Source organism: Streptomyces sp. PT12 (genome assembly GCF_003311645.1).
In the GTDB taxonomy this organism is placed as follows: Bacteria; Actinomycetota; Actinomycetes; order Streptomycetales; family Streptomycetaceae; genus Streptomyces.
Genome location: NZ_QEST01000095.1, coordinates 1 through 19,494, shown reverse-complemented (window position 1 = coordinate 19,494; position 19,494 = coordinate 1). Strand labels below are relative to the sequence as shown.

At 74.1% G+C, this 19,494-nt stretch carries 15 protein-coding genes; 13 read left to right on the top strand and 2 right to left on the bottom strand.

Annotated features, from left to right (window positions below; genetic code table 11):
• Positions 1-125: 125 nt before the first annotated feature.
• The 10 genes from DEH69_RS10740 to DEH69_RS10695 all read left to right on the top strand — a co-directional run bounded on the left by DEH69_RS10740 (position 126) and on the right by DEH69_RS10695 (position 14,669).
• Complete coding sequence (locus DEH69_RS10740; protein ID WP_113686717.1) at positions 126-1,958, top strand: MBL fold metallo-hydrolase; 1,833 nt, start codon at positions 126-128, stop codon at positions 1,956-1,958.
• The gene (locus DEH69_RS10735; RefSeq protein ID WP_220131222.1) at positions 1,955-3,883 is read left to right on the top strand and encodes a hypothetical protein; all 1,929 of its coding nucleotides are present in this window, start codon (positions 1,955-1,957) and stop codon (positions 3,881-3,883) included. Before DEH69_RS10740 ends, DEH69_RS10735 begins: the two co-directional genes overlap by 4 nt.
• On the top strand, positions 3,880-4,950 hold the full coding sequence (locus DEH69_RS10730) for a LacI family DNA-binding transcriptional regulator (protein ID WP_258534581.1): 1,071 nt from the start codon (positions 3,880-3,882) through the stop codon (positions 4,948-4,950). The genes DEH69_RS10735 and DEH69_RS10730 overlap by 4 nt, the downstream gene beginning before the upstream one ends.
• Positions 4,951-5,101: 151 nt before the next feature.
• On the top strand, positions 5,102-6,502 hold the full coding sequence (locus tag DEH69_RS10725; RefSeq protein ID WP_113686714.1) for an extracellular solute-binding protein: 1,401 nt from the start codon (positions 5,102-5,104) through the stop codon (positions 6,500-6,502).
• 7 nt (positions 6,503-6,509) lie between these two features.
• The gene (locus DEH69_RS10720; RefSeq protein ID WP_220131221.1) at positions 6,510-7,490 is read left to right on the top strand and encodes a carbohydrate ABC transporter permease; all 981 of its coding nucleotides are present in this window, start codon (positions 6,510-6,512) and stop codon (positions 7,488-7,490) included.
• Positions 7,487-8,428, top strand: coding sequence for a carbohydrate ABC transporter permease (locus tag DEH69_RS10715; RefSeq protein ID WP_113686712.1), 942 nt, complete (start codon positions 7,487-7,489; stop codon positions 8,426-8,428). The genes DEH69_RS10720 and DEH69_RS10715 overlap by 4 nt, the downstream gene beginning before the upstream one ends.
• Positions 8,428-9,423 carry an ROK family protein gene (locus DEH69_RS10710; RefSeq protein WP_113686711.1) on the top strand — a complete coding sequence of 332 codons (996 nt, stop codon included), beginning with the start codon at positions 8,428-8,430 and terminating at the stop codon, positions 9,421-9,423. Before DEH69_RS10715 ends, DEH69_RS10710 begins: the two co-directional genes overlap by 1 nt.
• Positions 9,424-9,487: 64 nt before the next feature.
• On the top strand, positions 9,488-10,105 hold the full coding sequence (locus DEH69_RS10705) for an SIS domain-containing protein (RefSeq protein ID WP_113686710.1): 618 nt from the start codon (positions 9,488-9,490) through the stop codon (positions 10,103-10,105).
• Positions 10,102-12,648, top strand: a complete 2,547-nt coding sequence (locus DEH69_RS10700) for an alpha-mannosidase (RefSeq protein ID WP_113686709.1) — start codon at positions 10,102-10,104, stop codon at positions 12,646-12,648. Before DEH69_RS10705 ends, DEH69_RS10700 begins: the two co-directional genes overlap by 4 nt.
• Positions 12,645-14,669, top strand: a complete 2,025-nt coding sequence (locus tag DEH69_RS10695) for a hypothetical protein (protein ID WP_147255515.1) — start codon at positions 12,645-12,647, stop codon at positions 14,667-14,669. The genes DEH69_RS10700 and DEH69_RS10695 overlap by 4 nt, the downstream gene beginning before the upstream one ends.
• Before the next feature lie 29 nt (positions 14,670-14,698).
• Here DEH69_RS10695 and DEH69_RS10690 read toward each other — a convergent pair whose 3' ends face one another.
• Positions 14,699-15,238: a hypothetical protein gene (locus DEH69_RS10690; RefSeq protein WP_147255513.1), complete on the bottom strand. Its 540-nt coding sequence runs from the start codon at positions 15,236-15,238 to the stop codon at positions 14,699-14,701.
• A 387-nt stretch (positions 15,239-15,625) separates the two neighbouring features.
• Between DEH69_RS10690 and DEH69_RS10685 the strand changes: the two genes are divergently transcribed.
• The 3 genes from DEH69_RS10685 (at position 15,626) to DEH69_RS10675 (ending at position 18,195) form a co-directional block, all read left to right on the top strand.
• Entirely contained in the window at positions 15,626-16,738 is a 1,113-nt protein-coding gene (locus tag DEH69_RS10685) for a ferric reductase-like transmembrane domain-containing protein (protein ID WP_113686706.1), read from the top strand.
• A 204-nt stretch (positions 16,739-16,942) separates the two neighbouring features.
• The gene (locus DEH69_RS10680) at positions 16,943-17,701 is read left to right on the top strand and encodes a class I SAM-dependent methyltransferase (protein ID WP_113686705.1); all 759 of its coding nucleotides are present in this window, start codon (positions 16,943-16,945) and stop codon (positions 17,699-17,701) included.
• A 32-nt stretch (positions 17,702-17,733) separates the two neighbouring features.
• A complete protein-coding gene (locus DEH69_RS10675) occupies positions 17,734-18,195 on the top strand; it encodes a hypothetical protein (RefSeq protein ID WP_113686704.1) in 462 nt (153 codons plus the stop codon).
• Here the strand turns inward: DEH69_RS10675 and DEH69_RS10670 are convergent.
• Positions 18,149-19,354: an MFS transporter gene (locus DEH69_RS10670; RefSeq protein ID WP_220131220.1), complete on the bottom strand. Its 1,206-nt coding sequence runs from the start codon at positions 19,352-19,354 to the stop codon at positions 18,149-18,151. The genes DEH69_RS10675 and DEH69_RS10670 overlap by 47 nt on opposite strands.
• Positions 19,355-19,494 lie beyond the last annotated feature (140 nt).

The window sequence follows — 19,494 nt, the reverse complement described above, 5'->3', positions numbered from 1 at the left end:
GCAACGCCCCGCCGCCGCGCTTCGCGGCCTGTTGACGCGCGTGGAAAGCAGATGACATCGTTCCCATCTGGGATCGATCCCATAACGGTGACCGACCCCGGAGTGCCAAGGGAGGGGCCTTCTTCGTGCGCGTCGCCACCGATGTCTTCCGCTTCCGCGACACCTGCAACGTCTATGTGCTGCGGAGCGGACGGCGGGCCGTACTGATCGACTTCGGCGACGGCGCCGTGCTCGACCGGCTCGCCGACTACGGCGTGGACGAGGTCACCGACGTCCTCGTCACCCACCACCACCGCGACCAGGTGCAGGGCCTCGCCCGCGCCCACGCCGCGGGGATCCGCGTCTGGGTCCCGCCGGTCGAGCGCGACCTGATCGCCGGCGTGGACGAGCACTGGCGCACCCGCCCGCTGGACAACGACTACGACGTCCGCCAGGACCGCTTCTCCCTGCTGCGCCAGGTGCCGGTCACCGGCACCGCGGCCGAGTACCGCACCGCGCGCTACGGGCACGCCGAGGTGTACACGCTGCCGCTGCCCGGCCACACCCCGGGCTCCGTCGGCTACCTGGTGGACGTCGAGGGGCGCCGCCTGGCGTTCGTCGGCGATCTGATCCACGGCGAGGGGCGCCTGTGGTCGCTGGCCGCCACGCAGTGGGCGTACACCGGCTTCCACGAGAACCAGGGCAAGGAGGGCGTGGCCGCCACCGTTCTGTCGTGCCTCCAGCTCCTGGGCCACGGGCCCGATCTGCTGCTCCCCTCCCATGGCGAGCCCGTCACCGACCCGCCCGGGGCCGTGGCCAGGCTCCGCTCGCGCCTGACGGAACTGCTCGACATGAACCGCCGCACGCCATGGGACCCCGAGCGCGTCCTGGCCCACCCCTGGGCCGAGGTCACGCCGCACCTCCTGCGCAACACCACCAGCGTGGCCACGTCCTACGCCCTGCTCTCCGACCAGGGCGCGGCGCTGCTGCTCGACTTCGGCTACGACCTCACCACGGGCCTGCCCGGCGGCCATGACCGCGCCTCGCGCCGCCCGTTGCTCGCCTCGATCGAGGCGCTGCGCCGCGACCACGGCGTCGACCGGGTCGAGGTGGCCCTGCCCACGCATTACCACGACGACCACGTCGCCGGGTTCAACCTGCTGCGCGAGGTCCACTCCACCGAGGTCTGGGCGCCCGCCCACATCGCGCCCGTCCTGGCGCGGCCCGAGCACTGGGACCTGCCGTGCCTGTGGTACGACCCGATCCCGGTCGACCGCGGGCTGCGGCTCGACGCGCCCGTGCGCTGGCGGGAGTACGAGATCGGCGTGCACGACCTGCCGGGGCACACCCTCTACGCCGCCGCCTACTCCTTCACGGTGGACGGCCGCCGCGTCATCGCGACGGGCGACCAGCAGACCACCGAGTGGGAGCCGGGCCTGCGGCCCGAGGTGCTCAACTACCAGTACCGCAACCGTTTCCGCGTCGACGACTTCACCAGGAGCGCCGAGCTGTACCTGCGCCTGCGCCCCGAGCTGATGATCAGCGGCCACTGGGCGCCGCGCGCGGTCACCGACGCCTATCTCGAGATGCTGCTGGCCAAGGGCGAGCAGCTGGCCCGGCTGCACCGCGAGATCCTGCCCGCCGATGTCGACTTCGGCGCCGAGGGCTTCGGGGCCAGGATCGCGCCGTACCGTTCGACCGTTCCGCCCGGTGGCAAGGCGCGCTTCGAGGTCGAGGTGCGCAATCCCTTCCCCCGCGGGGAGCGCGCCGAGGTGCGCCTCGCGCTGCCCGACGGCTGGCACGCCGATCCGCCGCTCGCCCGCGTGGACCTGGGCCCGCGCGGCGAGGCGGTCGTGGAGTTCACGCTGCGGGTGCCCATGGGAACGCCCCCCGCCGAGCGGCTGCGCGTGGCGGCGGACCTGACCGTGGGGCGGACGCGGTTCGGGCAGCAGGCCGAGGCGCTGGTGAACGTCCGTTGAGGGGACAGCGCACGAGCGACGCGGGCCGGGCCGACGGGCGGCGGCCTGGCACGGAAGCCGCTCCTCGCACGGCGGGCGGAGAAGCGAGGAAACAACAGACGTGCGACGCGCGCCGGGCCGACGACGGGTCGTTGCGCATCGTCGGGCCCGGCTATCGGCTCACCGTCGCGCCCCATGGCCGCACCGCCGTGCTCGACGCCGAGGGGCATCGGCTCGAACTCCAGCTGTGCGGCGCCCTCGACCGCGTCGGCGTCCGCGACGAGACGCTGTCCGTCGACCCACCGCAGCTGGACACCGCGGGCCCGCACCCGGTCGTCACCGTCACCCGCCGCGGCACCGCGTGGGAGGCGGCCGCCACCCGCGTCGTGTGCACGCCGGATGGGCCCGAACTCACGTGGGAGGTACGGGGGGAGGGGCTGCTCGACGAGGTCGCGCTGCTGGCCACCCGCGCCGCGTTCGGCGGGCGCGGCGGGGGCCCGCGGCCCAGCGGCCACGCCTGGTCGACGCTGTTCACGCCCAATCCAGGGCCGCCGCGCCGCCTGGTGCGCGGCGCGGGCGAGAGCGCCACCCTGGGCGTGTGCGGGGACGCGGGCCCCGGGCGCGGCCACTGGTTCTTCACCCCTGCGCCGCTCTGCCTCGCGTTCACCGCGACGCCGCTGCCGGACGACGCCCCGCCCGAGACCGCGGGCGCGCGGCCCTGGCTGACCGCGGGCCTCGGCGCCCCCGTCCGCGAACTCACCTTCACCACCTGCGACTATGTGCCATCCGACCAGGGCTGGCACCTCAGGCTCGCCTACGAGGGCCACACGCGCGTCTCCGGCTCCTTCCGCACCCCGGCCCTGCTGCTCTCGCCCGGCCACCGCGACCCCTACGCCGGGCTGCGCGCCCACCGGGCCTGGCTCGCCGCCCGCGCGTGGGCGCCCGAGGCGGCGGACGGCGCGCAGGGCCGGGGCGAGCGCCCCGCCTGGTGGTTCGAGCCGATGTTCTGCGGCTGGGGCGCGCAGTGCCACCGGGCGGCGGAGACGGGACGGCCCGCGCCCGAGCTGTCCACGCGGGCCGAGTACGACGCCCACCTCGCGGCCCTCGGCGCCCATGGCCTGGTGCCCGGCACGGTCGTCATCGACGACAAGTGGCAGCGCGTGTATGCCTCCTGGCACCCCGACCCCGCCAAGTGGCCCGATCTGCGTGGCTGGATCGCCGAGCGGCACGCCACAGGCCAGCGGGTGCTGCTGTGGTGGCGCGCCTGGGCCACCGAGGGGGCGCCCGCGGCCCACTGCGTGCGCACGCCGGACGGGCGGCCCGTCGCCCTCGACCCGGGCCATCCCGGGGCCGCGGCCAGGCTCGCGGAGAACGTCGCCCGCATGCTCTCCCCCGATGGCCTCGACGCCGATGGGCTCAAGATCGACTTCACCGCTGACACCCCGTCGGGGGCCTGCCTCACGGGCCATGGAACGGGGTGGGGTGTGGCGCTGCTGTACGATCAGCTCACCGTGATCCACGGTGCGGCGAAGGAGGCGAAACGGGATGCGCTGGTGGTGACCCACACCCCGCACCCGGCGTTCGCCGCGGTGACCGACATGATCCGGCTCAACGACATGCTGCGCCTCGACGATCCCGAGCCCTGGGCGCCCGTCGTTCCCCAGATGCGCTACCGGGCCGCCGTGGCCGCCGCTTCCTGCCCCGGCACGCCCGTCGACACCGACGACTGGTGCGCGCCCGACCGCGACCAGTGGCGCCGTTACGCCGCCGTCAAGCACGAGTTGGGCGTGCCCGCGCTCTATGCCGCCACCCATGTCGACAGGACGGGCGAGCCGTTGGAGGAGAGCGACTACGCGGCCCTGCGCGCCGGTTGGGCGCGCTGGCGGGCCGGGCGCGCGGCGGGCGGGGACGAGGAGCGGAAAGAGGCGCGGGGGGAGCCGCGTTGACCGGTGGGAAGGCGCCGGGCGGCGGGCGGGGCAGGCGTGCGCGCGTCACCCTGCGCCAGATCGCCGACGAGGTCGGCACCTCGCAGTCCACGGCGTCCCGCGCGCTGGCCGGACACGGCTATGTCGCGCCCGAGTTGAAGGCCAGGATCGAGGAGGCCGCGGCCCGCCTCGGCTATGTGCCCGACATCTCGGCGCGCACGCTCAAGGGCCACTCCAGCGGGCTGATCGGCCTGCTGGTCTCCGACCTGCGCAACCAGTTCTACGCCCAGCTCGCCGCGGGCGTCGAGCAGACCGTGGCCGCGGCGGGGCACCAGGTGGTGCTCGTGGACGACCACGGCGACGAGGCCGAAGCGGTGCGCGGGGCCAAGGCGTTCCTGGCGATGCGCGCCGCGGGCGTGCTGCTCGCGCCGGTCGGCCGCGAGGCCACGGATCTGCTGGTCGGGCATGGCACGCCCGTGGTCGAGGTGGACCGGCGCTCGGGCGCGCGCGGCTGCGACGCGGTCATCATCGACAGCGAGAGCGGCGCCCGCGAGGCCGTGGGCCACCTGCTCGCCCTGGGCCACCGGCGGATCGCCGTCGTGGTGGACGAGACGGTGTGGGACACCGGCAGGAACCGCCTCAAGGGCTATCGCGCGGCCCACCGCGCCGCGGGGGTCCCGCTGGCGCGCCGCCTGGTGCTCGACCTGGGCCTGCACCCAGAGGACCCGCGGCGCGACGTCGCGGCGTTCCTCGACGCCAACCCCGACGTCACCGCCGTCTTCGCCGCGAACAACGTCATGGCCGAGGCGGTCTGGCAGGAGCTCAAGCGCCGCGGTGCCGCGGTGCCGGGGCGCTGCTCCATGGTGTCCTTCGACGACCTGACGTGGATGCGGGTGGTCGAGCCCGGGCTGACCGCGGTGCGCCAGCCGGTGTACGAGATGGGCCACCGCGCCGCCCAGCTGCTCATCGAGCGCGTCGACGGCGGCCATGGCCGCCCCGAAACCCGCACGCTGCGCCCGGAGTTGGTGCTGCGTGGCTCCACCGCGGCACCCGCTTGCGCGCCCGGGGCCGACGTCGGCACCAGCTGACGCGCCTCCCGCCCCGACGATCCATCCCCACCATCCGCCCCGACAATCCGCCGTGTCCCGGCTGTTGACGCCCGCGACCCGATATGACTACGTTCCCACATGGGATCGATGCCATATGGCGTCCGTCACCCCGGCTCAAGGGAGAGTGACCATGGCGGTACCACCACACCGGCGCACTTCGGGGCGCGCTCGACGACGTTCGCGCCCGCGCCCGCGTTCGCGCCGGAGCCTCCCGGCCCTGGCCGCGGCCACCGGGATGCTGACGCTCGCGGCCTGCGGCGGGGTGACGTTCGCCGACGAGCCCGACACGTTCAGCACCATGGGCTTCACCGCGGGGGACGCGCTCTCGGCCGTCCGCGTGGAGCTGGCCACCGCCGCCCTCGATCCCCTGGACGTCCAGGTCAACCAAGGCGCGTTCGACGAGCAGCAGTTCCTCTCGTCCGTCGCGGCCGACGACCCGCCCGACGCCGTCCGCATGGACCGCGCCCTCATCGGCGGCTACGCGGCCCGCGGCGCGCTCGTGCCGCTCACCGACTGCCTCGACGACCAGGGCGTCGACCCCGCCGACTACCGCGCGGGCGCCATCGACGAGGCCACGCTCGACGGCACGGTCTACGGCCTGCCCGACTCCTACGACACCCGCCTGCTGCTGGTCGACCAGGACGTGCTCGCCGAGGCGGGCGACGGCAGGACCGAGGTCGACACCTCCGACTGGGAGGGCCTGCGGCGGCTCGCCGACGACCTGCACACCCGCGACGGCGGGCTGCTCACCCGCATCGGGTTCGACCCCAAGATCCCCGAGTTCTTCCCGCTGTGGGTCGAGGCCAACGGCGGCTCGCTCATCAGCGACGACGGCCGCACCGCCCGCCTGGACAGCCCCGAGGTCGTCGAAGCGCTCGAGTACACCGTGGGCCTGATCGACGCCCAGGGCGGCTGGGGGCGCTTCAAGTCGCTGCGGGACTCGTTCGACCAGTTCGGCGCGGAGAACCAGATCGCCCAGGGCCAGATCGGCGCCTACCCCATGGAGGACTGGTACATCAATGTCCTCGCCGGGGCGTCCCCCGACGTGCCCCTGGGCACCGAGCCCTTCCTGGGCCGCGACGGGCGCCCGATCAACTTCGTCTCGGGCGCCAGCTGGGCCATCCCCAAGGGCAGCGCGCACCCCGACGAGGCGTGCGAGTTCATCACGACGATGACCGCGGCCGAGTCCTGGATCGAGGCCGCGACCGCCAAGGCGGGGGAGATCAGGGCCGCCGGGTCGCCCTACATCGGCGACTTCACAGGGAATGTCGAGGCCGACCGCGTCATCCGCGAGGAGATCTGGGAGCCCACGGGCAGCGCGGCGTTCGACGAGGCCAGCCTCCTGATCGACGCGGTGCAGGACGCCTCGTTCTCCGTCCCCGCCAACGGCGCGGGCACCGAGTTCCGCAGGGCGTGGCAGAGCGCGGTCAACCATGTCCTCTCCGGCGACAAGGAGCCGCGCCAGGCCCTTGAAGAGGCCCAGGACCGCGCCCAGACCGCCCTTGACCTCGCCTACCAGGGAGAGAGGTGAACCGGCCGTGACCGCCCACCCGATCGCCCCCGCCGCGCCGCCTGACCGCCGCGCCCGCGCACGCGCCCGCCGCTGGCTCGCCTCGTGGCGCCACCGCGACACGCGCGCCGCCTACCTGTTCATCCTGCCCTGGCTCGTTGGCTTCGCCCTGCTCACGGCGGGCCCGATGATCGCCAGCCTGGTCCTGTCGTTCACCAACTACGATGGCATCGGCCCCACCCGCAACGTCGGCCTCGACAACTACCGGCAGCTCTTCGACGACCCCTCGGTCGCCACCTCGCTGCTCAACACCCTGGTCTTCACCGCTCTGCGCGTGCCGCTCTCCATGGCGCTCGCGCTGGCCCTCGCGATGCTGCTGCTCCGCGTCGGCCGCGCCTCCGGCTTCTTCCGCACGGTCTTCTACCTGCCGGTGATGACCCCGTCCGTCGCCGTCGGCATCCTCTTCCTGCTCCTGTTCAACGGCAACGCGGGCGTCGTCAACAAGGCCCTCGGACTGATCGGCGTCACGGGCCCGAGCTGGACGACCGACAGCTCGTGGGTCAAGCCCGGCCTCGTCCTGACCACGCTGTGGGCCGTGGGCGCCACCGTCGTCATCTATCTCGCCGCGCTCAAGAACGTGCCGAGGGAGCTGTACGAGGCGTCCGAGCTCGACGGCGCGGGCCGCTGGGCGTCGTTCGTCCATGTCACGGTGCCCCAGATATCGGGCGCGCTGTTCTTCACGCTGATCGTCAACACGATCGCCTCGCTCCAGACGTTCACCGAGGCGTACACCGCCTTCTACGGCACCGGCAACACCCAGACGTACAGCAGCGACGCGGCGCTCTTCTACGTCGTCTACCTCTTCCAGCAGGCGTTCCAGTTCATGCACATGGGCTACGCGTCCGCGCTCTCCTGGCTTCTCTTCCTGGTCATCCTCGTGATCACCGTCCTCCAGGCCCGGCTCAGCAAGCGCTTCGTCCACTACGAGTACGAGGGGGACACGCGATGACGACGACCCCGGTGTCCACCACTCCCCCGCCACCGCCGCCGCCCGCCCGCCACCGGGCGCCGCGCGGGCGCGGCCCAGGGCGCCGCGGCCACGCGCCGGGGCGGCGCCAGGCGGGGCCGATCGGCGGGGCGCTGCGCGCGCTGGCCCTCACCGGCGCCTCGGCGATCTTCCTGTATCCGTTCTTCTGGCTGGTGAGCGCCTCGCTCAAGCCCTCGGAGTCCGTCTTCGACAACTCCCTGCTCCCCGGGGACTGGCGCTTCGACAACTACGCCGAGATCTGGGACGCCGTTCCCCTGGCCACGTGGATCGTCAACAGCGTCACCGTCACCCTGGCCGCCGCCGTGGCCGTGACGATCAGCAGCGCGCTGGTCGCCTTCGGCTTCGCCTACTTCCGATTCCCCGGCAGGAACGCGCTGTTCGGCCTGGTCATCGCCACCATGATGCTGCCCGCCGTCGTGCTGATGGTGCCGCAGTACCTCGTGTGGAACTCGCTGCACCTGGCCAGCAGCCAGGTGCCGCTGTGGGCGCCCAACCTCTTCGGCAGCGCGTTCTACATCTTCCTGCTGCGGCAGTTCTTCCTCGGCCTGCCGCGCGAGCTGTTCGACGCGGCCCGCATCGATGGGGCGGGCTGGTGGCTGATGTTCCGCCGCATCGCCGTGCCGCTGTGCCGACCCGCGCTGGTCGTCACGTTCGTCTTCGAGGTGCAGGCCGCCTGGACCGACCTCGTCAGGCCGCTGATCTATCTGCGCGACCCCGACCTGTTCACCGTGCCGCGCGGGCTGAAGACCGTGCTCGACCAGTTCGGCGAGGGCGGCGAGATGCGGTGGGAGATCGTGTGCGCGGCCAGCGTCGTGGTCACCGTGCCGATGATCGTGGTCTTCCTCGTGTGCCAGCGGCAGTTCACCTCGGGCATCGCCACCACAGGACGGAAGGGTTGATGACGCACCACCACCCCCACACCGCCGACGCGGTCCTCGCCCTGGACATCGGAGGCACCAAGCTCGCGGCCGGGGTCGTCACGGCTGACGGCACCACGCTGGCGTTCGCCCAGTGCCCGAGCGCCGTGCGGGACGGCCCGCGGGCCGTGCTCAAGCGGCTCTTCGACCTCGGCCGCGCGGTGCTCGGCACGGCGGGCGCCGCGCCGTGCGATCTGCGGGGCACGGGCATCGGCTGCGGCGGGCCGCTGGACTCCACCGCCGGGGTCCTGCTCGCCCCGCCCCACCTGCCCGGCTGGACGGATGTGCCCATCGTCCAACTGGCCGAGGACGCCCATGGGTTGCCCGCCGTCCTGGACAACGACGGCACCGCGGGCGCCGCGGGAGAGTGGCGCTTCGGCGCCGGGCGCGGCACCCGCCACCTGGTGTATCTGACGGTCTCCACGGGCATCGGCGGCGGCATGGTGCTCGACGGCCGCACCTACCGAGGCGCGGCGGGGAACGGCGGCGAGCCCGGGCACCTCACCGTGCGCTCCGACGGCCACCGCGCGTGCCGCAGCTGCGGGCGGACCGGCTGCCTGGAGGCGTACGCCTCGGGCACGTCGATAGCCGAACGCGCCCGCGCCGCCGTCGCCGAGGCCCGCGCGCGCGGCGTGGCGACGGCGCTCGCCGACCGCGACCCGCTGACCGCCGCCGATGTCACGGCGGCGGTCAGGGCGGGCGACGGCGTCGCCACCGCGGTGTGGGAGGAGACCCTGGACGCCCTGGGCACCGGGCTCGTCTCCCTCGTCAACGTCTTCGAGCCCGAGCTCGTCGTCCTCGGCGGGGGCGTCACCCGCGCCGGTGAGCTGCTGATGGAGCCGCTGCGCCGCCGGGTCGCCGAGCGGGCCATGGGCCCGGCCGCCGCCACCGTCCGCCTGACCACGGCTGCCGGGGGCGACCAGGCCGGGGTCCTGGGCGCCGCCGCCATCGCCTTCGAACGCCTGCCGCCCCGATGAGCCCGCCGACCCCGATCTCCGTCGTACCGACCCGCCGAACCGCCACGCGCCACCCTGGAGTTCCATGTCCGCCCCGCCCACCCCGCCCGTTCCCCCGTCCCGGCAGCTGGCCGACCACCTCGCGACGGCCGCCCGCACGCGCGCCCTGCTGCCCGCCCTCGAGGAGGTGGCCCACCGGCTGATCGCCGTCTACCAGGGCGACGGGCGCCTCTACACGTTCGGCAACGGGGGCAGCGCCGCCGACGCCCAGCACCTCGCCGCCGAGCTGATCGGCCGCTATCTGCGCGAGCGCAGACCGCTGCCCGCGGTCTCGCTGTCCACGGACCCGTCCGTGGTGAGCTGCATCGGCAACGACCACGCGTTCGACGACGTCTTCGCCCGGCAGGTGGAGGCGCTGGCGCGGCCCGGCGACATGGTCATCGGCTTCAGCACGTCGGGCCGTTCGCCCAATGTCGTGCGCGGCCTGGCCGCGGCGCGCGCCGCCGGTGCCGTCACCGTGCTGTTCGGCGGCGGCACCGAGGGCGGAGGCCCGGCCGCCGCGCACGCCGACCACGCCCTGATCGTTCCCGAGGCCGCCACCGCCCGCGTCCAGGAGATGCACCTGACGCTGCTGCACCTGCTCAGCGAGCAGGTGGACGCGTGGGCCGCCGCGACCGACCACGACCGGCTGGAGACCAGATGACCTCCCTCGACCCCGCCGCCCCCGCCCCGGCCGCCCCCGCCCCGGCCGCCCCCGGCCCGGCCGCCCCCGAGCCCGCCACGCCCGAGCCGGCCGCGCCCGGCCCCGTCGCCACGCGGCGCACGCTGCACCTGGTGGGCAACGCCCATATCGACCCGGTGTGGCTGTGGCGCTGGCCCGAGGGCCTTCAGGAGATCCGCGCCACGTTCCGCTCAGCGATCGACCGCATGGACGAGTACCCCGACTTCGTCTTCACGTGCGACTCCGTGATGTACCTGGAGTGGATCGAGCGGCACGACCCCGAGCTGTTCGCCGCCATCCGCGCGCGCGTGGCCGAGGGCCGCTGGCGGATGGTCGGCGGCTGGTGGGTCGAGCCCGACTGCAACGTGCCGTCGGGCGAGTCGTTCGTCCGCCAGGCCCTGTACGGGCAGCGCTACCTGCTGGAGAAGTTCGGCGCGATCGCCACGATCGGCTGCAACGTCGACCCGTTCGGGCACCATGCGATGCTGCCGCAGCTGCTGCGCAAGTCGGGCCTCGAAGGCTATCTGTTCCTGCGCCCAGGGCCCCATGAGATGGCGCTGCCCGGGCAGTTCTTCCACTGGGAGTCGCCCGACGGCTCCCGCGTCCTGGCCTACCGGCTGCCCAACGAGTACTGCGCCCCGGGCGAGGACATCGGCCACCACTTGGACAAGGCGCTGGCCCTCATGCCGTCCGACGAGCCCGAGCTGATGGTCTTCTACGGCGTCGGCAACCACGGCGGCGGCCCGACCAGGGCCAACCTGGACTCCATCCGCCGCCTCGGCGGGCTCCCGCGGCTGGCGCTGAGCCACCCCGAGGCGTACTTCGCGCGCCTGCGCGGGCGCGACGGCATACCCGTGCACGCCGGGGAGCTCCAGCACCACGGGCCTGGCTGCTACTCCTCGCACTCCGGGGTCAAGGCGTGGAACCGCCGCGCCGAGAACGAGCTGCAACGCGCCGAGAAGTGGGCCGCGGTCGCCGCCGCCGTGGCCGGGGAGCCGTATCCGCACGGGCAGTTCGCCGAGGCGTGGAAGCTGGTCCTTTTCAACCAGTTCCACGACATCCTCGCGGGCACCGCCATCCGCTCCGCCTACGACGACGCCCGCGACGACTACGGCCGCGCCAGGTCGCTCGCGGCCGAGGTGTTCAACCGCTCGGCGCAGGCCGTGGCCCGCCGCATCGACATCCCCCTGCGCGAGGCGACCGAGCCGCTTGTGGTGTTCAACCCGCACCCGTGGGAGCTGAACGCCGATGTGGAGGTGGAGTACGGCCGCGCCGCGGGGGCCCGGCTCGCCGACGAGGCGGGGGCGCCCGTTCCCGTGCAGCTCACCCGCTCCGAGGCGACCATGGCGGGCGCGCGGGGCCGCGTGGCCTTCCGCGCCACCGTTCCGCCGCTTGGCCACCGCGTCTACCACCTGCTGCCGGGCGGCGCCCAAGACGCCCCCGACGCGCGGGGCCCTGTGTCGGCGACGGCGACCACGCTGGAGAACGAGCATGTGCGCCTCGCGGTCGACCCCGCGACCGGCTGGCTGTCCTCGCTGTACGACAAGGCGAGCGGCACCGAGCTGCTGCCCCCGCGCCCCGGGCCGCACGCCGTCGTCATCGACGACCCGTCCGACACCTGGGGCCACCGGGTGCGGGCTTACGACCGGGTCGCGGGCTCGTTCCGCTGCACGCGCGTGCGCCTGGTCGAAACGGGCCCGGTGCGGGCGGTGCTGCGCGTCGAGAGCCGCTTCGAACGCTCCACGCTCGCCGAGGAGCTGGTGCTCTCCGCCGGGTCGCGGCAGGTCGAGGTGCGCGTCGCCGTGGACTGGCACGAGCGGCTGAGGATGCTCAAGCTGCGCTTCCCGACCGCGCTGGCGGAGGTCACCGCCACCCATGAGATCCCCTATGGCCACCTGGAGCGCGTGCCCGACGGCACGGAGGAGCCCACGCAGGCGTGGGTGGACGTCAGCGGCATCCTGCCAAGCGGCGGGCGGGCCGGGCTGACCGTGGCCAACGACGGCAAGCACGGGCACGACGTGCGCGGCGGCGAGATCGGGGTGACGGCGCTGCGCAGCCCCGCCTACGCCTGGCACGAGCCGAAGGAGCTCGACCCCGACGGCGTCTACGAGTACCTCGACCAGGGGCGGCAGGAGTTCAGGCTGCTGCTGATCCCGCACGGCGGCGACTGGCGCGCGGCCGACCCGGTGCGCCGCGCGGCCGAGCTGAACCAGCCGGCGTTCGCGCTGCTCGAGTCGTTCCACGAGGGCCCGCTGCCGCAGCGCGCCGCGCACGCCGACGACGGCGCGGGGAGCGTGGTCGTCACCGTGGTCAAGGAGGACGAGGACCGGGCGGGCGACGTCGTGGTGCGCGCCCACGAGTCGGCGGGGCGGGCGACCACGGCGCGCATCGCGCTGCCGATGCTCGGCGGGCGGGTGATCGAGGCGGCGTTCGGGCCGTGCGAGATCAAGACGTTCCGCGTCCCGCGCGACCCGCAGCGCGCGGTCGTCGAGACCGACCTGCTGGAGAGGCCGGGCCAGGCGTGAGCGGGGCGCCTGGCGCGGTGGCGCTGCGCGAACGGGGCGGCGGCGGTGAGGCGGTGCTGCCCTATGTGGCCGCGCTGCTGACCGGCGAGGGCGAGTGCCTGCCGATCCCGGTGGGGCGCGCGGCGACCCGCGCCGACGGCTCGGCCGAACTCACCGGCGCCGCCCACGGGTTCGCCGCCCGGCTGCTGCTCGGGCCGCCGCCCGCCGAGGGCGCGTCGGCCCGCGACGCCGAGCTCGTGGTGCGCCGGACCGGGCGCGGCGCGGTGGACGCGGGGCTGCGCGTCGAGCTGCGGCTCGGCCCCGCCGACGACCCCGGCTGGCTGATACCGGGGGCGTTCTACGGGCAGAACCGGCTCCCGCACTGCACCCGCCGCTACCCCAGGTACGAGCGGGGCGTCCACGACCCCGGCGCGATGACCGCCGACGCCTGGTCGCTGCGCGCCGACCGCTGCGCCACCCCCGCGGTCTTCGCCCGCGACCGCGCGGGCGGCGCGGCGCTCGCGCTGGCCGAGCGGGGCGAACTCGGCGGGCAGGGCGTGGGGTTCGCCCTGCTCGAAGGCGACCGCCCCGCGCTGCGCCTGCACGCGCCCTACCGGGAGGAGCCCATCACCTACTACGGCTCCGCGACGCCGCTGCCGCCCGACACCCCGCTCCACTACTGGGAGCCGGGCGCCGCGCACACGCTGCGCTTCACCGTCCACCTGCTGGACGCCGACCCGCACGCTTACGCCGCTGTCCTGCGGGAGCTGGCCGAACGCGCCGGGGACGGCCCATCCGCCGCGCCCGCCGCATGGGTCGGGGTGGCGCGGGCCGCGGAACTCGCGGCGCACGGCCTGCACCGCTGGCACTACAGGGCGGACCCGCCTGTGCTGCTTGAGACGGCGGCGTTCGACCGCGAGGCGCTGGGCGCGGCGGGCGACCGGCGCGCCATGCACGTCTCGTGGGTCAGCGGCACCCCGTACGCGCACGCGCTGCTCCTGCACGCCCGCCGCACGGGCGACGGGCCGAAGGCGCGGGCGGCGAAGGCCGTGCTCGACCACATCGCGGGGCGGCTCACCCCGGGCGGCACGTTCTGGGGCCAGTGGACCGAGGACCGCGGCTGGGACGCGGGCTGGACCGGCGACCCGGCCCGGCTGCACGCCCGTACCCTCGGCGACGCCACGCTGTTCCTGCTGCGGGCCCTGCGCGCCGAACGCGCCGGTGGCCATGACCACCCGGCGTGGGAGCGCGCCATCCGCTCCAACCTGGCCGTGGCCGTGCGCGGCCAGGACGCCGCCACGGGCCGCATGGCGGCGGCGCACCACACGCGGACGGGCGCGCCGCTGTCGTACGAGGGCAGCGCTGGTCTGGCCTGGATCGCCCCGCTGGTCGAGGCGGCCGAGGCGTTCGGCGACCCGGGGGCGCTGGCCGCGGCGCGGCACGCCGGGGCGGCCCACGCGGCGGACGTGCGCGCGGAGTTCCTGTGCGGGGCGCCCGAGGACGTCTCCCTGGCGCCCACGTCGGAGGACGGCTACAACGCGATCATCGCCTACACGCTGCTCCACGAGGCCGACCCCGGCGACCCGCGCTGGCTCGACCTCGCCCGCCGCGCGGCCGACTGGACGCTCACCTTCCGCTACACCTACGACGTGCACTTCGCCCCGCACACCCTGCTGGGCCACTACGGGTTCCGCACCAGGGGCGCCGACACCGCGTCGCCGTCCAACCAGCACCTGCACGCGTTCGGCCTCGTGTGCCTGCCCGAGACCATCCGGCTGGCCCGGCACCTCGGCGACCCGTATCTGCTGCGCTCGGCGCGGGAGAACCTGGACTGCTTCCGGCAGTTCGTCGCCCGCGCCGACGGGGACTTCAACGCCTACCGAGGGATGGTCAGCGAGCGCTTCTACCAGACCGACTGCTTCCAGGCGAAGGGCATGCTGCTGACCCTCTCGCACGCCTGGTCGGTGGGCGTTCTGCTCTACGGCTGCGAAACAGCCCTGGGCATCCCGGAGTTGGCGACCTCGCCGGGGAGCGCGCGCTGATCCCGCTGGCACGCCGTTGGCGCGAGCGGTCAGGACCGCCGCGGGACGGCGTCGGCGCTGGCGTCGGCTCTGGTGTCGGCGTCGGCGCCCGCGTCCGCGCGGGCGGCCAGCTCATGGGCCAGGGACAGCGCGTCGTGCGTGAAGCCGGTGATGGCGAGCGAGCGGCCGCCGCCCAGCACCACGCGGGCGACCACGTCGCGGCCTGAGAGCCAACGCAGCGCGCGGGCCCGGTCGTTGATACGGACGGCCGCGATGTCCCGCCAGGGGATGGCCGTGACCCTGCCCCCGCGGCGGTGGACGGCGCCGCGCTCGCGGACCGCGAACACCTCGCCGCCAAGACGCCGGTGGTCCACGGCCAGAAGGGTGCCGCGGACCGCTCCCACCAGGCCAGCCGCGAGCAGGAGCCCGGCGGCGTATCCGGGGAGCCCCGCGGCGAGTGCCACGGCGGACGCGCCCACGGCGAGCGCGCCGGGGACGAGCGCGCGCAGCGCCGCCCTGCCTCTGCGCCTGTTGTCGGTCCGATGCTTGCTCAGCAGCCTGCCCAGTGCCCTTTCGGTAGCGGAGGCCAAGGCCCTCACCTCGCGTTTCGTTCGTTCTGCCGCTGTCGGACGGTCGTGGGGGGACAGCAGTAGATTTCGGGCAAGGACCCGCCCTCTGTCAACCACCCGTCGACCACGGGTTGGGCGCGCGGCGGAGCGGGGCCCGTCCCCCCGCGTCGTCGGGAACGGCCGATCAGTTCCCGTTCGGAGCCATTTTTTTCGCGGGCCGCCCATGCCCGCAATTCAGGCATGATTTTCTCGGGATTGCCGTGGATTCCGGAACCGGATCAACATCTTCCGCCCCGGGTACATCGCCGTTACGCTTCTTGTCCGGGAGCGCGGGACCGACAACGTCGCCGCGGGCCGTTCCCCTTCGAATGGCCCGTCGGCGCGCCATACGAAAAGTGGAGTTGAGTGATGGCAGAGGTCTCCGGGTCCACGACGCCTTCCTTCCGGCAGGGCGATCAACGCCGCGCTCGTTTCGACTGGGCCGGGCTGCGCGCCGATCTGCGCGGCGCGGTGCCCGACGCCTCGCTGGCCCTCGTGGTCACCGGGCTGCTCTACTGGCTGCTCTACGCGCGGGTGGAGAACGGCTCGTCGGCGACCGTCAAGATCATGCCGATGCTCGCGGACGCCGACGAGTTCTGGATGTACTGGATGTGCCAGGCGTTCGGCTGGTCGGCGATGCTGTGGGCCTACATCACGGTGATATTCGGCCTGTTGCGCTCGGGTCCGCGACCCCGCTGGGGCTGGCTGCCCGCGGCGCGCCTGGAGAAGTGGCACCGCACCACGAGCCTGACCACCATCGGGCTGACGTTCATGCACGCGTTCTTCTTCTTCACCGACCAGATCAGGGACAACCAGACCAGGTGGTCGTTCGGGCGCAGCGTGTGGACCGCGTTCGTCGACGTCTGGGTGCCGGGCGGCTACGCCACCGGCACGGGCCGTGTCGCGATCCTGATCGGGCTGCTGGCGTTCTACCTGGCCATCCCGCTGGGCCTGGCGTTCTATCTGCGGCACAGGACCGGGTCGAGGCTGTGGCTGGCGCTGCACCGCTTCGTGATCGTGGTCTATGTGCTGAGCATCTGGCACACGCTGCTGTTCAGCAGCCAGGCGTGGTACGACGGCAGCTTCCGCACGCTGCTGTGGGTGCTCCAGATCCCGCTCGCCGCCCTGCTGCTGATCCGGCTGATGGCCCCGGCCCGCCCGGGCGAACGGCTCAGGCCGCGCGGCCCTAGGCGCCGCGAACACGCGCTGCCGGTCGGCGCGCGCGTGGCCGGGAGGCTGGCCGCGGCGGCCACGGTCGTCGGCCTCGTGGCCGTCGTCGTCACCGGCGTGGATGGCGGGCGCTCCCCCGACGCTGGCTCGCTCGCGCCCTGGCCTGAGAAGTGGGTGATCTGGGTCGGCCTGCTGCTGTTCACGCTCACCGTCGTCGCGGTCGTCCTGCGCCTGCGGCCACGGGCCACCGCCGCGTCGCGGCCCGCCACCCCGGCGGAGGGCCGCGCGGAGGAGTCGGCCGACCGGGCCTGACGCCGCGGGAACTTTTCCGCACGTCCCCGCCGTCGCGGGGACGTGCGGAAAAGTTCCCACCGATGTGTCCGTCTTTTCAAGCCGACGGAAATCCGAAACGCGCCCGGCCTCCGCGGAACTCCACGACGCTCGCGGCCGACCCTTTCATTGTTCCGCCGTGTACCGCACGTCTACCGCTGAACTTACCTTCGGGGAGGACGCCGCATGGAGAACTACGGTCCCCATACCTATGGCGAGCTGAACGCCGACGTCTACGACGAGTGGCACGCCGATCTCGACCCCACCGACGCGGTGCGGTGCCTGGCCGAGCTGATCGACGAGGGCCCGAAGGGCCCGGTGCTCGAGCTGGCCGTGGGCACGGGGCGGGTGACGCTCCCGCTGGCCGCGCTCGGCGTGGACCTGAGGGGCATCGACGCGTCGGAGGCGATGGTGGCCCGCCTGCGGGCCAAGCCGGGCGGCGACCGGATCCCGGTGGCCATCGGCGACATGGCGGATGTGGACCCCGGCACCGACGAGCTCTTCGCCATGGTCTTCGTCGTGTTCTCCACGTTCTTCTTCCTGATGACGCAGGAGGACCAAGTCCGCTGCTTCGCGCGCGTCGCCGAGCGGCTGCTGCCGGGCGGCCGTTTCGTGCTGGAGTGCCCGATGCCCGACGTGGGGCGCTACGAGCGGAACCAGCGCGTGGCGGCGCACCAGGTGGGCCTGGGCCACGTCAGGCTCACCGCCGTGCGCCACGACCCCGTCGAGCAGCGCTTCGAGGGCCAGCATGTGCTGATCACCGAGAAGGGGATCCGCCTGGCCCCCGCGTTCATGCGCTACGCGTGGCCGAGCGAGCTCGACCTGATGGCCCGTCTCGCCGGTCTCGAACGGCGCGAGCGGTGGGGCGGCTGGCGCCATGAGCCGTTCCGCGCCGAGGGCACCCATGTCACCGTCTACGAGAAGCCGAAGGGCCCGCCCTCCTGAGGCACGGGGGCCGCGGGGCGCCCGCGCTGCTGGTGACCGCCGTGGTCTCGGCGGCGGTGTGCGCGTTGCTGTGGGTGCGCGTGTCCCGGGTCCGCGTCGTCGTGTCCGAGCGGCGCGTCGAGTCCTTCGGCGTGTTCCGGAGCCGCGTCCACGCGCGGGCTGAGGCGGCGCGCGCGGTGCGGGCGAGGCTCGTCCCGGCCCGGGGGCTGCCGTTTCCCGCGGTGTTCGTGCTCAACGCCGAGGGCGGTGGCGTCGTCAGGCTCAACGGCGGCACCTACGCCGGGGAGGACCTGGACCGGCTGGCCGCTCACCTGGGGCTCCCGGTGAGCGGGCCCGCCGCGCCCGTCACCGCCCGTCAACTCGCCGTGACCTCCTCGGGGATCGTGCCGTTCTTCGAGGCGCGCCCGCGGCTGACCGGCTTCGTGGCGGCGGCGGTGGTCGTGCCGCTCATCCTGGTCGTGGCGCTGATCGTGGCGCTGTCCTCCTTCCTCTGACAAGGCGTCCCGCCACGAGCGCGAGGGGCGGCAGCAGGACGCACTGCGCGGCGACGGCGAGCCAGAACGCCCCGAGCGCGTCGGCGCGTTCGAACATCCCGTACACGGCGCCGCCGATCACCCCGCTGAGCAACGCGCCCACGCCGACGGCGAGGCGCTGCTGGCCGAAGGTCACGGTGGCCGACCGCTCCGAGAGCGCCAGCGCCTCCAGGTCGTTCTTGAGGAACAGCACCGCGGTGCCGACGCTCATCGCCGCCGCGCCGCACGCCACTCCTGCCGCGTGGCCCGTGGCGAACGCCGCCATGCCGACGGCCATGGCCGGGAAGCCGACCGCCATCGCCGCCGGGTGGCCCGCCCGCCCGACGCGGCGGGCCACCAGCGGCTGGAGCACCGCGAGGCCGAGCGAGTACCCCGTCATGGCCAGGCCGTAGACGGCCGTTGGCAGGCGGCCCTCCGCGTAGACCGCCAGGTATTGGTAGAACTGCATGTACAGGTAGTGGGTGAGGACGGTCGCCGCGAACGGCACCCGCGCCAGGCCGTGGAGCACCCGCGAGAACGGCTCGACCGCGGGAGGGCTCAGGCCCGGCCGCACGGGCTCCTCGGGCCGCAGAGCGGCGTGGCCGAGCGCGAGCAGGGCGTAGAGCGCGGTGGTGGCGGCGAACAGCCGCCCCGGCTCGTGCAGGAACAGCGCGCCCACCACGGGGCCGCAGGCGATGCCGAGCTGGCCCGCGGCGTTGCCCGCGGACACCAGCCGGGGGCGCTGCGCGTCCGTGGCCGCGTGCACCAGGTAGCCGCGGTAGGCGGGCGAGTAGAGCGCGCCCGCGCCGCAGCTGAGGAAGAGGCCGAGCACCATGAGCGCGGGGCGGTCCGCGCCGCCGAGGTAGGTCAGCGCGCCCAGGCAGTAGAGGCACGTGGCGAGCGACAACGCCCGCTTCAGCCCGACGCGTTCGGCGAACGCTGCGGTGAAGGGGGCGCTGGCGAACTGGAGGAGCGTGGCCGCGCCGAGGACGACGCCGACCTGGGCCATCCCGGCGCCGAGCCGCTCGCGCAGCAGGACGGCCAGATACGGGTAGACGGCGAAGGTGCCGACGTTGACAAGGAACCCGCCCATGAGCAGCGCGAGTTGGGCGCGGGCGAGGCCACGCCAGGCCCGTGTCACCGCCGTCCACCGCCCATGGAGAGATAGTCGGCCGACGGGCGGGCGAGGTTCCCGCCCGGCCGTCGGCCCTTCGATCGCGCCGCCGGGGGGTGCCTCTATGTCTTTCGTCAAGTCCGGGATGCGTAGTTCATGGATTGGTG

What these genes read in the sequence shown, in the direction of transcription:
- DEH69_RS10725 (WP_113686714.1), top strand. Translation starts at nt 5,102, where the DNA reads ATGGCGGTACCACCACACCGGCGCACTTCGGGGCGCGCTCGACGACGT.
- DEH69_RS10715 (WP_113686712.1), top strand. Translation starts at nt 7,487, where the DNA reads ATGACGACGACCCCGGTGTCCACCACTCCCCCGCCACCGCCGCCGCCC.
- DEH69_RS10710 (WP_113686711.1), top strand. Translation starts at nt 8,428, where the DNA reads ATGACGCACCACCACCCCCACACCGCCGACGCGGTCCTCGCCCTGGAC.
- DEH69_RS10705 (WP_113686710.1), top strand. Translation starts at nt 9,488, where the DNA reads ATGTCCGCCCCGCCCACCCCGCCCGTTCCCCCGTCCCGGCAGCTGGCC.
- DEH69_RS10700 (WP_113686709.1), top strand. Translation starts at nt 10,102, where the DNA reads ATGACCTCCCTCGACCCCGCCGCCCCCGCCCCGGCCGCCCCCGCCCCG.
- DEH69_RS10685 (WP_113686706.1), top strand. Translation starts at nt 15,626, where the DNA reads ATGGCAGAGGTCTCCGGGTCCACGACGCCTTCCTTCCGGCAGGGCGAT.
- DEH69_RS10680 (WP_113686705.1), top strand. Translation starts at nt 16,943, where the DNA reads ATGGAGAACTACGGTCCCCATACCTATGGCGAGCTGAACGCCGACGTC.